Genomic DNA, 13,509 nt, shown 5'->3' on the forward strand with positions numbered 1-13,509 from the left:
TATAATTTTAACATTACTTTTCATTTAACTGAAAACAATATTGATTTTATTATTTACTTTTCAATATACTGAAAACTTTATATTATAGTTGTGATAAATTAATAATTATAAAAAGAAGTGTGATTTTAATGATTATTCAAAGAAAAGATTATATTGATAAAATCAATCCTTTTATAAATAAACATATTATTAAAGTTTTAATAGGAACAAGACGTTCCGGCAAGTCAACCATATTAAAACAAATAATTGATTCATTAATAAAACAAGGAATCCCTGAAGAAAATATTATTTGGATGAACTTTGAATTAAGTGATTATTTTGAAATAGATACTATTAAAAAGCTTGAAGAATTCATATCTAATAAAACTGAAAATATAGATGGAAAAATTTATCTATTTTTTGATGAGATACAGGTTGTTCCCCAATGGGAAAAATTAATCAATTCTTACTTTGCAAAAGAAAATTATGACATATACATTACTGGATCAAACTCAAAGTTATTGTCTGGTGAGTTTGCCACATATTTGTCCGGCCGATATGTGGAATTAAATATATATCCATTTTCTTTTAGGGAATATCTTGATTACAATGAAATTACTTCTGATTTTAAAACTCATTTTTACAGATATTTGGAAGATGGGGGCATGCCTTCAACATTTGACTATATGGGTGAGGATAAAAGATTAATTCTAATTGATTTATACAATTCTATTGTCCTTAAAGATATTATTCAAAGAAATAATGTTAAAAATGTTGACTTGTTGGATAGAATTATGAGATTTGTAATGTATAACATTAGCCAGCCTTTTTCAGCAAATAAAATTCATAAAAGGTTAAAGCAGGACATGGTAAACTTATCTGTAAATACAATTTATAATTATCTTAAATTCTTTGAAAATGCATGTTTGATTTATCAGGTAAAACGTGAAGATTTACTGGGTAAAAAAATATTAAAATATGATGAAAAATATTATATTTGTGATTTGGGTTTTAGACAAGCGATAATTGGAAATAATCAACGGGACATCACTCGTGTAATCGAAAATATTGTTTATTTGGAACTTTTAAGAAGAGGATATGAAATAACCATTGGTAAAGTTGATAACTTGGAAGTGGATTTTGTATGCAAAAAACAAAACAAACCCATTTACATTCAAGTTTCTTATTTATTAGCAAGTGAAGAGACTATTGAAAGAGAATTTAAACCATTAAAGAATATCTCAGATAATTATCCAAAATACGTAATAACCATGGATGATGTGGATATGTCTCATGATGGAATTATTCATTTGAATTTAATTGATTTTTTAATGGATAATGAAGTTATTTAACATCTTGGAAATCATATCATTTTGCGGAGTCTATCGGCTCTGAGTTGATAAACTCATATTGGTTTTCAAATATTTTTTTGGTGACAAGCGATATTTGTTTTTTTTTTATATGAAACAAAATTCACAAAAAAGTAGTGGATAATTCTACTACTTTTTTTTACTGTCATTTCTTTGTATTCTATCAAACAAAAACTCAAAAAAGTAGCAGATAATTTCTATACGGTTACGCGAGTAGTATCGAAATTTTCAAATACTTATCCTCTCACTACAGATAATTCTATTGATTTTCATGAAAATTAAAGTTATGCCAATTCTTTATGTTAAAAATTATACCTGGTCAAAATATAAGTAAATAATGTGATACGAGGATAATAAATGTCGGCGGAAGAACAGGTAAAAACTTCGGATTACTTATCATTGATGAGTTGACAAGAAGAGGCTTTGCTACAGGCACCGGTAACTCAAGGGAGAATAAGGTTGACCATGCAAGAAGAGTTTCAGCAGACATTCAAAAGAATGGAATTTTCCTGGTTGGAAAGGATTCGACCGGGTTCACCAAAAAATGGGCGATGGAATTTCTTGAAAAAATAACTGCATATCCGAATGAAGCTATTCATGATGACTGTGTAGTGGCATTCACTGGAGGTTATGAAAAAATAGCTGTTGATAATCAAATTAAAAGAGTGGATGTGGATAGGTGGTATTCCACATGATTTTGATAGAGTTCGTTAACATTGTGGGGAAAAATAATTTAAAATGATTTTCTCGAAAAAGTTTTAAAACAAGAAAAAATAAATGTGTTAAATAAGTGTATAAGACAATAATATTTGAATTGATTTTATATGAAAAATATTATTTTTGATTATTGTCTCATAGATTAAATCTTAAAAATCTTTGGCAAAACGTGGTAACAATGAGAGTGTTGCCAGTAGCTTATTTATGAAAGGTGAAAAAATGGATAAAATAACCTGTAAGAATTGTGGTGCTATCTTAAACAACGATGCGATATTTTGTACAGAATGTGGAACAAAAATTCAAAATGAGTTAAAAATTAGGACAGTGGAAGATTTTTCTAATATTGAATTATATGATGAAATTGTAAGGACTGGCGCTCCTCTTCAATCTGAAGAGGAATTGAAGGCCATTATTGAAAATTATAACAAAAATGTGAACATGTTTAAGAAAAAAGGAGTAAGACAATTATTATTACTTTATAAAACTAATTTAAAATTCTCCCAGAAAAGATTAGGGGCAGCGGCAAGAAGTCAGGAAAATGTTGTGAATCCTCAAAATGAGTATACACAAGAGGGTATTAATAAATTTGCAGAAGAAGAAGCTAAACTTGAAGAAAAATTTGGAACTCAATTTCATGGAAAAAGATGGTTCAGATGTACTCTTGAAGAAAGAAGGTACAGTACATTCTCAAATACTAATGATAGGCGTGTTGAAACTGGATATATCATTTTAAATGATGATTATCTTGAAATTTGTAAAGAAGGTGTCTTTATAAAAAGCAATCTTGGAAGCAGAAAAGTTTACCTTAAAAATGTTGCTTCAATAGATTTTGATAAAAGAGGTATCTTCGATCTCAGTAGTTCTGTTGTAATTAATTTTAAATCTTCTGAATTTGTTGAATTAAAAAATATTAGTAAAGAAGATGCAGAGTCATTAGTGGAATTATATGAAGACTTCATTAATCGTGACAATGCGCCTGTGAATAATACTGTAAGTTCTGCTGATGAACTTATGAAATATGCAGAATTATACGAGAAGGGATTATTAACTGAAGAAGAATTTAATCAAGTTAAAAAAGATATTTTAAACTCTTAATAAATAAAAATTATTTAGAAATGTTATTAACAAAAGAAATTAAAAGTTTATGTGGATAAAGGTATTCCACATAACTCTAACTTAATGTTCATCTTCGTTTTCATTGTATTTTTCCAATACGTCCTGCCAGGTGTTAGTGTCAACTTTAACATCTGTAATGTGAACCCAGTCAAGAATATCCTCTAACTCCTCTTCATCCATTCTCAACTCTTCAATGGCTTTTTCCATTAAAGTTTCATCGGGAATCAGTCTTGGCCTGTAATCATTCCATAAAAATCTCCATGCCTTATTCTTTTTCTCATCTTCTGCTCTTTTCATATTTTCTTCTGCATTGTAGTTCTGATTTATTAAAATCAGTTCCACGTTTAATTTACCAATCTTGGCTGTGATTTCATTGATGTTTCCTACAGGGACTGTTCCTTCTGCATAACCCAAGTAATGTTTCAAACATTCTTCTACAAATCCAGATAGGTTAGGTATGTCTCTTTTTGCTTTTTTTAATAGCTCACTATCTATTGAAATATTTATTCTTTGTTTTGTCATACTTTCGACCTCAATTCATAATACTCAATTCTCAAAAAGGGGTCATGGGGTTTTTTGAAAATCATACACACATACACACGATTTCAAAAACTTCCCTATGGAGAGTTTTTCACATTTGAATATGCAATGTCAAATCTACCCTCACGGTTAATGCCTTTCTCGTGACTAATGCTCCACATTCCATTTCAAGATGCCTTATTGATTCGGCGGATAATGGCACTCCTTCAATAGCCATATTGCTTCTAATCATATTCTCCATTTCAGATATAGCACTTAATTCATTTTCAGAATGAATTCCATGAAGCTCACCGGCAGTTGCTAATGTCAGTCCCAGTCCGCTTAATGCTTCCTTGTAAATATCAATAGCTTCAATAGCATCCGTTATTGTTGCTTCCTGTCTGTATTCACATTTCGCTCTAGCTATTGTCAGTCTCTCCAATGCCTTTAAATCTCTGGGAGTGATTGGTTTGCCGTCACTTTAATATTGTTTTCATGGCATAATGACAAAATTTGCAATATCTGTCTGACAATTTCGATTGCATTATTAATTTCTGTTGTTTATAACACTGTTAAAAATAATAATTATATTATAGTAATTACATAATTATAAAATGTTTAAAATAAATAAGGGGAAAAGATAAATGTCTAAAATTTTTATTTCATGTGCACTTCCTTATGCAAATGGGCCATGTCATCTGGGCCATATACGTTCCACTTATCTGCCTGCTGATATTTATGCAAGGTATAATAGAATGATTGGCAATGACGTATTGATGGTTTGCGCTACTGATGAGCATGGAACTCCAATTGCAGTTAAAGCTGATAAAGAGAATAAAAAGCCAATTGAAATTTCTAAAAGATATCATGACATGATTGTTCATGATGTGGAATCAATGAACATATCTCTTGATAATTTTACAAGAACCACTGATGAAGCTCATTATGAATTGGCTCAAAACTTTTTCAAGAAATTATATGACGATGGATACATTTACAGAGAAGATATACAGCAGTTATACTGTCCGAATTGTAAAAAATTCCTTCCGGACAGATATGTAGAAGGATTATGTCCTGATTGCGGTTCTGAAGCAAGAGGAGATCACTGTGAAAAATGTGGAAAAGCACTTGATCCGACTGAACTTGATGAACCTCACTGCATTACATGCGGTACAACTCCAATAATCAAGGATACCTTCCAGTATGCCTTCAAACTATCTGAATTGGAAGACGATTTGAAGGAATATATTTTCAGTAATGAAAATCTTCCGGCCAATGTAAAAAATTATGCAACCAACTGGCTGAAAGACGGATTAAACGATTGGATTTTGACAAGAGATATGGATTGGGGTATTCCAGTTCCATTGGATGAAGCTGAAGGCAAAGTATTATACGTTTGGATTGAAGCATTCCTGGGTTATATCTCATCTGCATCACAATGGTCAAAGCAATCTGGCCGTAAATGGGAAGAGTATTGGAATGACTTTGTAGTTCATTTCATAGGAAAGGACATTATTTACCACCATTCAATTTTCTGGCCGGGACTATTAAAAGCATACGGATGCAAATTGCCTGATATGATATATGCCGGAGAGTTCTTGTCTCTTGAAGGGGAAAAAATGTCTACAAGTAAAAATTGGGTAATTTGGATAGCTGATTTTGTAAAAGACTATGATCCTGATTTGCTTAGATATTACCTCACAATCAATGCTCCTTTAAACAAGGATTCAGACTTTTCATGGGATGATTTCCAAAGGAGAAACAATGATGAACTTGCAGACGTTATTGGAAACTTCCTTCACAGGACATTTACATTTACACATAAGTTCTTCGACGGTAAAATCCCGGAATACAAGAATCCTTCAGATGAGGACAAGGAATTTGAAAATGCAATTAAGCAATTGCCTGCAAAAGCGGGAGAGTATATTGCAAACTTCGAGTTTAGGGAAGGTTTGCTTGAAATATTCAAAGTAGCCAAAAAAGGAAATAAATATTTCAACGATGCTGAACCGTGGAAAGCTGTAAAAGATGATATGCAAAAAGCAGCAAACTGTTTATATTTATCCAATCAGTTAGCAAAGGCATTGGCTTTTACACTTAAACCGTATTTGCCAACCAAAGCCGATGCAATAGCTGAAATAATGAATCTTGAAAACTTAAATGAATGGAAAGATGCAAGTGTCTTTTTAACTGACGGACATGAAATAAACAAGGCTAAACCATTATTCAAAAAGATTGAAGATAAAGTAATTGAAGCTGAAAAAGCAAAACTACAAGAAAATTTAAAAGAAAGTACAGAGGATGATAATATGAGTGATTTGATAAGTATTGATGATTTTGATGAAGTTGTAATTAAAATAGGTCAAGTAAAAGAAGCGGAAAAGATTGAAAAGTCAGACAAACTGTTAAAATTGCAGGTTGATATCGGAGAAGAAAAACCAAGACAAATCGTTGCAGGCCTTGCAAAATTCTACTCTCCTGAAGAATTGATTGACAGGAAAGTGTGTGTTGTGGCTAACTTACAGCCAGCTAAACTATTCGGAACATTATCCGAAGGAATGATTTTAGCAACAGGGGAAAGCGGAGCATTGTTATCTCCTGATGAAAATGCTGAAATCGGTGAAAGAATTCAATAAATTTGATTAGTATGGAAGAATCTGTCCTAGTAAATAAAGCCGAGAAATACCTGAAAGAAATATCAAATGACTCAATCAGTCTCGAAAATATTGACAATTTTGATAATTTCAAGGAACTTTACTTTAAGCTAGAGGACAGATTAAACTTTTTAGTAAACCTGAAGGATGATATGGATGCCCAAGGGTATACCACTCCCTTCACATCCTTAAGCCGTTATGGAACCAAGGCAGTAGCGGAAGTTACACTTGATGAAGTTGGTGAAAACAGCCGTCACAATCAGATATTCAGAATGAAGGCAAATGCCAAAAAGAACATTCTTGATAGGGTAAAATCAGCTATTGATTCACATAAGATTGCTATTGGACACCTTAAACAATTCGGATATGTGAAATGTGATTCCTGTTATAAGAAATATTCAATGGATGAATACGGAAAAAGGGATGCGAAATGCAGCTGCGGATGCGAATCATTTTCATTTAAGATAAAAAAGGAAGCAACCCATAGGCTGGAAATAATTCCTTACCTGCCGTTGTCCGGAAACTATATGGTACTGATGAGTCAATTTTCAAATTATGGAAGGGAATCTCTTAAAAAGGTTTTGAATATTTTAAAGCAGGAACGTAAAGGCGTTGTAAAAACAATTTCTCTTGTAATAAGATTTAAAGATGAAAACAACAGGCTGGTTCGAAAAAACGTCACTCTTGATTCAGAATATGTAAACAACTATGAAGAGGAAGTCCGAAGAATCTACGGAAGCCGTGTTAGAATAGAGGCATTAAGGTTTCATAGAACCAAACCGGCCATAATTGATGACAAACATGCAAGAACCGCTCTTGCAATAGCTTATGTCAGATACTGTGAGCATATCATAGACAACATAAAGGATGAAATTTTAAAAAGAAGACTGTCTGACTTTAAAAGAATCAACAATTATGATGATATCATTTCTGAATTTGAAAATCAAACTCCCGATTTCATAGACAAGTATGATGTCGATGCAATTGAAGCATGGAGAGAAGCCAAAATCAATAAAAAGTTTCAGGAATTTAACTATCTGGACAGATTTGGAAACATGACAAGGTCTCTTAAAAGAGATTTGAAAATCAGAGACAATATCTATAAAAGCATATTCGTCAATATCGCATCATGTCTGATAATGTGGGACATGTTCAGATATTATCTGACAACTTCCAACAATTCCCGTAAGATAGACAGCGGACCGTTCCCATACATTCGTGTCGAGCTTGACCGTGAACAGAGAAAAGTCTTTCAGACCACATTCACTAAGGTCATCACAATCCTAAATGACTTCACTGACATAAAGATTATCCCAGTAAATGAAATGGATTTGCTGCTTTATGAGAAATTCAAATTTGAAAAGCAAATCAAGAATTCAAACATCAAATTTAATCATGTTGCATTGGGTGCGGCGTTGATACATGAAAATTCAGACATGGAACTTGAAGAAATAAGTAATGCATTCCTAATCAATGAATCAAAAATCAGAAAGGAAATAAAAAATATTAACCACATCAAAAATCCGAAAAGCGACAGGTCTAAAAAGTTCCTGGATTTAATTAAGAAATAGTGATTTAAATGAATGAAGATTTAACAACAATTCACATTACAGAAGTATTGTCCTCTTCACTCATTATGGATTTGATGGACGAATATCCCAACTTGTCTGAAATAACATGTGCTCCGAGTGTGTATGAGAGAACTTCCAAAAATTATATTGATGCATTGGAACAGCTGGACATTGATGTTAAGAAGAAATATAACTGGGGTGCCAAAAGTCAGACAAACGGGCAGGAAAAAGTCGTTTTGGATTTGGCTAAAAAAGGTCTAAAAGCTCGTGAAATTGCTGAAAAACTGGACATTAAACTTAATCGTGTTTATTATTTGCTCAGAAAAAATAAGGATAATGTTAAATTTGATAACTATAAAAGAAAACATGACCGCAGTGAGATAAAATCTCTTAAAGAGGAGGGATTGAAACCGCGGGAAATATCTGAAAAATTGGATATTCCTCTTCGTACGGTTTACTATATTTTGAATAAAAAGTAGTCAGAACTTTTATAGTTCTTGCGATTTTATGGTAAAAATAAAAAAGTTATAATATAAATTTGTCAGCTTGGCTTAAAGAGATTATTTGAGTAAATTTAACTCAATTTTTGCTTGTTCAAATATGTTCTAGCCATTGATTTAAACTAATTTTAATTATTCTTTTTCAAAAAAGGTAGCGAAAATACCTCAAATAAATAATTACTTTTTTTAATAATGAGTATTATATAATTAAGTATGATGATTTTACCACAACTTCCGTTATATGTAATAGCAATAATCTGTGGACTGCTGTCTTTTTCAATGACCAGATTATTTATGCCGAAAATTATTCAAAAGTTAGAAGAAGCTGACATCGTTGGAAAAGATATCCATAAATCCTGGAAACCTGTTGTTGCTGAAATGGGTGGATTTGGTATTATATTCGGATTTGTACTTGGAATGTTTTCCGGAATATACATGCACGATATTCTTGCATTTCCATTGGTTATAGTTCTTGTTGTAATATTGCTTGTGGGAATGATAGGTATTCTGGACGACCTGCTTGCACTCTCATCCAAATCCAAATTCTTTTTGCTTTTCATAGCAGGTCTTCCGTTGATGTGGGCTGCACCCCCAAATGTAGGTTTACTGTATTTGATTACAATGCCTATTGCACTTTCAATTGGATCCAATTTGACCAATATGCTTGCAGGTTTAAACGGTATTGAATCCGGTTTGGGTGTTATTTCAATGACCTCATTAACTATTGCATGTATAATATTGGGAAAATATGATGTTACAATCATTTCTATGAGTATGCTTGGTGCACTGCTGGCATTTTTATACTTTAACAGATATCCTGCCAAGATTTTCCCAGGAGATACTGGTACGCTGATTATTGGAGCAGCTGTTGTATGTATTGCATTTATTGGAAGGGTAAAACTGATTGCACTTATTGTGCTGATGCCGAATATCATTGACGCTGCTTTAAAATTCTATTCTGCAGGAGTAATGAACCGTTCTCAGCAGAAACCTACACAATTGAACGATGATGGAAAACTGGTAAGGCCTGATGTAGGTTTTAAATCATTAATCAGATTAATATTGAGACGTCCAATTGCTGAAAAGGATGCAGTAAAAATAATCTGGGCAATTGGTATTGTATTTGGAGTATTGGGTATTATTGTTGCTTTAATAATGCCTGGAATGCTTGAAAGTAAAACTTTAATGAATTTCTTACAAATCAAAGAGATGTTCTATCATATATAGGTGATATAATGAAACCTTATGTAATATTAAGTGCGGCCATGACATTGGACGGTAAAATTGCAACTGAAACAGGCAGTTCAAACATTTCCGGTGAAAAGGATTTAGAACGAGTCCACGAGCTTAGAAAGGAATGTGATGCAATCATGGTGGGAATAGGAACTGTCCTTGCAGATGACCCGAGGCTGACTGTTCACAAAGTTGATGCATCACCTGAAGATAATCCTGTCCGTGTTGTCGTTGACAGTAAATGCAGAACTCCTATAGCTGCAAGGATTACAAATAAGGATGCCCGCACAATAATTGCGGGAGCAAATGAATACAAATATGAGTTTATTGTATCGGACAGATATGATACATTTACCAAAAGGGGAGTTGACTTTTTCTGGAGTGGAGATAAAAGGGTTGATCTCGTTTCATTGATGAATTACCTTCATGAAGAAGGCATTGAAAAATTAATGCTTGAAGGAGGAGCTACCTTAAACTTTTCCATGATAAAGGCAGGTCTTATTGATGAAATAAGGTTGTGTGTTGCACCGATGGTTGTTGGTGGTGCAAACGCTAAAACTTTGTTTGATGGCGATGGTTATCCTTTAATGGATTTGGCAGTAAAATTAGAATTGGTTGATTCTTACTTACTTGAAAAAGATTTAATATTAACTTATAAAGTTATTAAATAACTTTATAATATTCCTTTATTTTTTAAAAGTTCACGAGGGTTATCAATGATAGCCTTTTTCGCTTCCTCATCACTCAATCCGGCACCGAGAGCTATTTCGTAGGATTTCTCAAATGTAATGATATTGTCCGGTGAGTGGGTGTCTGTGTTTACTAATAATTTATTCCCAACTTCACGTGCAATGTTTGCAACATGTCCGTTTCCAAGGCAGTGTCCTTTACGTGCTGAAATTTCCAGATAAATTCCATTTTCTTTTGCAATTTCTGCTTCTTCTTTTGTAATTAATCCAGGATGTCCTAAAATATCAACATATTCTGATTCAACAGCTGCTCTGTTGGTACCTGGGGTCACAGGTTCATTTAAGGTTTCACCATGAACAACAACGATTTGGGCACCTAATTCCTTTGCCCTTTTGGCAATTCCATCAATGGATTCTGTTGGTGCATGGGTTACTTCCGCCCCTAAGATGACAGTAATGTCCCAGTTTGCATTGATGTCATCGATTGCATCCTGAATTGCTGGAATGGTGTCTACGTTGGAATAGTCAACATGGTCTGTGATTGCTATTGCTTCATGGTTCAATTTTAAGGCTCTTCTTGCAAGTTCTGAAGGTAATAATTCTCCATCACTAAATAAACTGTGCATATGTAAATCGATTCTTTTGTTCATATAATAATTTATATAATACGTAGAATATATATTTATATAACTTAAATTATTGAGGTTATAAAATGAAAGCAAAAGCAGTTAAAATGGCTGATGGTGTTTATTGGGTTGGAGTAATCCACTGGAACAGCAGAACTTTCCACGGATACGGAATCCCAGGCACAACCTACAATGCATATTTGGTATTTGGTGAAGAAAAAACAGTATTGATTGACAACGTTTACAGAGGAATGTTTGAACAGTTCGATGCAAGAGTAAAAGATGCATTTGAACAGGAAGGAAAAGAATTCAAGATTGATGTATTTGTCCAAAACCACTCTGAAATGGATCACTCAACATTTTTAAGGCAAACCATTGCAAAATACAATCCTGATGCTGAAATCTATGCATCTGCAAATTGTATTAAATTCTTGGAAGCTCAATATCACAACTTCTCTGATTTGGAAATAAACGCTGTTCAAACAGGCGATGAATTGGATATTGGCGGAAGAACCTTAAAATTTGTATCTGCTCCAATGTTGCACTGGCCTGACAGCATGTTCACTTTGCTTGCTGAAGATGGGATATTATTCTCCAATGATGCATTCGGTCAGCATGTGGCTCATTCCAAAAGATTCGATGATGACTATGATTTGGAATACCTGCTCAGACAGGCACAAAAATACTATGCTAACCTTGTCACATTAGGTTCTCCAATGCTTAGAATGAAACTTGATGAGCTAACCAATACAGGTTTGATTAATGACATTAAAATGATTGCTCCATGCCATGGTCAAATATGGAAAAATCCTGCTCCAATTGTAGAAAAATACGCTGAATGGGGGTCAGGTGTTTGTAAGGACAAAATCACTGTCATCTATGACACAATGCACCACTCTACTGAAAAATTGGCATTCCAAATTGCTGAAGGAATAATGAGTGAAGGCGTAGAGGTTGCAATGTATTTCATGCAGGAAGACGGTCCTGATGATGTAATTACAGATATTTTGGATTCCAAAGCTATTGCGCTAGGTGCTCCTACAATGATGAACAAGCCTTTCCCAAGAATCGGTAACATGATGTACTGGTTGGACTGTGTCAATTTCAAAGGAACCACCAGTGAGAAAAACGCTTTAATCTTTTCATCCAAAGGATGGGGTGGAGGAGCTATTAAAAAACTCCAGGATGAATTGGAAACTGCGGGTTTTAATGTAACTGACACTTTAGATGTTCTGTTTGTACCTGATGAAGATGTGCTTGCTGAAGCATTTGAAAAAGGTGCTGAACTCGCTCGTTCTATCAAAGAATAATTAACTTTATTCTTTTATTTTTTCTATTTTTTTTATTGTATATTTTTTCACTCTTAAAATTGTTTTAATTCGATAAAATTGTTTAGGTATACCTAAACATTTATATATAAGGCGAACCTAAAATTAATTAGAGGAACAAATAAGTGACATTTTTGGGCTTATTTGTTCCTCTTTTTTTTTTAAATTAATTATAAAGGGGGTGAAAATATCAAGAAAGGAAAGCTATTTATGGTACTTTTATGTTTAATGATTGTAATGTTAAGTTTTAACATGGTCTATGCGCAGAATAATGATAATTCGACGCTATCAACGGATTTGAGTATCTCTGATGGTCAGTACGAAATTGATATTTCACATGAAAAATATTCGAATGAAATATATAATTCAGATAAGACGAACGGGAGTGTGGAAAGAATTTATGAGTCATCCGCCAATGAACAAAATTCTTTTAATAATCCACATGTTAATATTTCTTAAGGATACTATTTAGAAGTATTATTATTTAGGATTTCCAAAATTCCAACTCTTGTACTTTTTTTAGGGTGTCTAAATTAAAAATTGTTGCAAATAACAACATTTAAATAGGATATTTTAAATATATATTATAAAGAGGTATTATTATGTCATGCTTAGTAATTTATTTTTCAAGAAACGGTGAAAATTATTTCGGTGGTGAACTTAAAAACATTGAAAAAGGTAACACTGAAGTAATTGCTGAGTATATTCAGGAATTGGATGGTGCTGAATTATTTAAAGTAGAACCTGCAGTTGAATATCCTGCAGATTATATGCAATGTATTGATGTTGCCAAAAAAGAGCAGCAAGCAGATGCAAGGCCAGAAATTAAAGAAACATTAGATGACATTTCTGCTTATGATACAATTTACATTGGTTTTCCAAACTGGTGGGGAACACTTCCTATGCCAATGTTTACCCAACTTGAACAACTGGACTTTTCAGGAAAAGTAGTAAAGCCGTTTGTGACACATGAAGGATCCGGTTTCGGTTCCAGTCTGAAGGATGTGGAAAAGTTATGCGAAGGCGCTGAAATCAAAAAAGGTCTTTCCATTCCTGGAGCAAATGTCTATGATGTAAAAGACACTGTTAAATCTTGGATTGATGAATAATTTTTTAATTAAATTTTATATATTTATTATTTTTTTAACATTTTTTTTATTTTTTGTTTATTTTATCACGATTCAAATCATTTTTAATGCTAATTAAT

The 13,509-nt window shown here is 32.9% G+C and carries 14 protein-coding genes; 11 read left to right on the forward strand and 3 right to left on the reverse strand.

What is annotated here, in order from left to right; all coding sequences use genetic code 11:
* The first annotated feature begins 131 nt into the window (after window positions 1-131).
* The 3 genes from Q0P94_RS04260 (at window position 132) to Q0P94_RS04270 (ending at window position 3,161) form a co-directional block, all read left to right on the forward strand.
* Window positions 132-1,331: an ATP-binding protein gene (locus tag Q0P94_RS04260; protein WP_295114135.1), complete on the forward strand. Its 1,200-nt coding sequence runs from the start codon at window positions 132-134 to the stop codon at window positions 1,329-1,331.
* 425 nt (window positions 1,332-1,756) lie between these two features.
* Window positions 1,757-2,044 carry a hypothetical protein gene (locus Q0P94_RS04265; RefSeq protein ID WP_295114109.1) on the forward strand — a complete coding sequence of 96 codons (288 nt, stop codon included), beginning with the start codon at window positions 1,757-1,759 and terminating at the stop codon, window positions 2,042-2,044.
* A gap of 241 nt (window positions 2,045-2,285) precedes the next feature.
* Window positions 2,286-3,161, forward strand: a complete 876-nt coding sequence (locus Q0P94_RS04270; RefSeq protein WP_295114111.1) for an SHOCT domain-containing protein — start codon at window positions 2,286-2,288, stop codon at window positions 3,159-3,161.
* A gap of 81 nt (window positions 3,162-3,242) precedes the next feature.
* Here Q0P94_RS04270 and Q0P94_RS04275 read toward each other — a convergent pair whose 3' ends face one another.
* Entirely contained in the window at window positions 3,243-3,704 is a 462-nt protein-coding gene (locus Q0P94_RS04275) for a type II toxin-antitoxin system CcdA family antitoxin (protein ID WP_295114113.1), read from the reverse strand.
* 109 nt (window positions 3,705-3,813) lie between these two features.
* The gene (locus tag Q0P94_RS04280; protein ID WP_295114137.1) at window positions 3,814-4,167 is read right to left on the reverse strand and encodes a hypothetical protein; all 354 of its coding nucleotides are present in this window, start codon (window positions 4,165-4,167) and stop codon (window positions 3,814-3,816) included.
* A gap of 178 nt (window positions 4,168-4,345) precedes the next feature.
* Here Q0P94_RS04280 and metG point away from each other — a divergent pair, with 178 nt between their 5' ends.
* The 5 genes from metG to Q0P94_RS04305 all read left to right on the forward strand — a co-directional run bounded on the left by metG (window position 4,346) and on the right by Q0P94_RS04305 (window position 10,330).
* On the forward strand, window positions 4,346-6,337 hold the full coding sequence (gene metG, locus Q0P94_RS04285) for a methionine--tRNA ligase (RefSeq protein WP_295114115.1): 1,992 nt from the start codon (window positions 4,346-4,348) through the stop codon (window positions 6,335-6,337).
* Window positions 6,338-6,348: 11 nt separating this feature from the next.
* A complete protein-coding gene (locus Q0P94_RS04290; RefSeq protein WP_295114117.1) occupies window positions 6,349-7,926 on the forward strand; it encodes a DUF530 domain-containing protein in 1,578 nt (525 codons plus the stop codon).
* A gap of 8 nt (window positions 7,927-7,934) precedes the next feature.
* On the forward strand, window positions 7,935-8,405 hold the full coding sequence (locus Q0P94_RS04295) for a hypothetical protein (protein ID WP_295114119.1): 471 nt from the start codon (window positions 7,935-7,937) through the stop codon (window positions 8,403-8,405).
* A 234-nt stretch (window positions 8,406-8,639) separates the two neighbouring features.
* Window positions 8,640-9,653, forward strand: a complete 1,014-nt coding sequence (locus Q0P94_RS04300) for a glycosyltransferase 4 family protein (RefSeq protein ID WP_295114121.1) — start codon at window positions 8,640-8,642, stop codon at window positions 9,651-9,653.
* 8 nt (window positions 9,654-9,661) lie between these two features.
* Window positions 9,662-10,330 (forward strand): 2,5-diamino-6-(ribosylamino)-4(3H)-pyrimidinone 5'-phosphate reductase, encoded by a 669-nt coding sequence (locus Q0P94_RS04305; RefSeq protein WP_295114123.1) that lies wholly within the window; start codon window positions 9,662-9,664, stop codon window positions 10,328-10,330.
* A gap of 2 nt (window positions 10,331-10,332) precedes the next feature.
* Here the strand turns inward: Q0P94_RS04305 and Q0P94_RS04310 are convergent, their stop codons facing one another.
* Window positions 10,333-10,998: a histidinol phosphate phosphatase domain-containing protein gene (locus Q0P94_RS04310; protein WP_295114125.1), complete on the reverse strand. Its 666-nt coding sequence runs from the start codon at window positions 10,996-10,998 to the stop codon at window positions 10,333-10,335.
* A 62-nt stretch (window positions 10,999-11,060) separates the two neighbouring features.
* Between Q0P94_RS04310 and Q0P94_RS04315 the strand changes: the two genes are divergently transcribed.
* The 3 genes from Q0P94_RS04315 (at window position 11,061) to Q0P94_RS04325 (ending at window position 13,411) form a co-directional block, all read left to right on the forward strand.
* Window positions 11,061-12,284 (forward strand): FprA family A-type flavoprotein, encoded by a 1,224-nt coding sequence (locus Q0P94_RS04315; protein WP_295114127.1) that lies wholly within the window; start codon window positions 11,061-11,063, stop codon window positions 12,282-12,284.
* A 228-nt stretch (window positions 12,285-12,512) separates the two neighbouring features.
* The gene (locus Q0P94_RS04320) at window positions 12,513-12,761 is read left to right on the forward strand and encodes a hypothetical protein (protein ID WP_295114129.1); all 249 of its coding nucleotides are present in this window, start codon (window positions 12,513-12,515) and stop codon (window positions 12,759-12,761) included.
* Window positions 12,762-12,904: 143 nt separating this feature from the next.
* Complete coding sequence (locus tag Q0P94_RS04325) at window positions 12,905-13,411, forward strand: flavodoxin (protein WP_295114131.1); 507 nt, start codon at window positions 12,905-12,907, stop codon at window positions 13,409-13,411.
* The last annotated feature ends 98 nt before the right edge of the window (window positions 13,412-13,509 follow it).

The sequence above is a fragment of the uncultured Methanobrevibacter sp. genome, from assembly GCF_946184425.1.
Classification (GTDB): Archaea; Methanobacteriota; Methanobacteria; order Methanobacteriales; family Methanobacteriaceae; genus Methanocatella.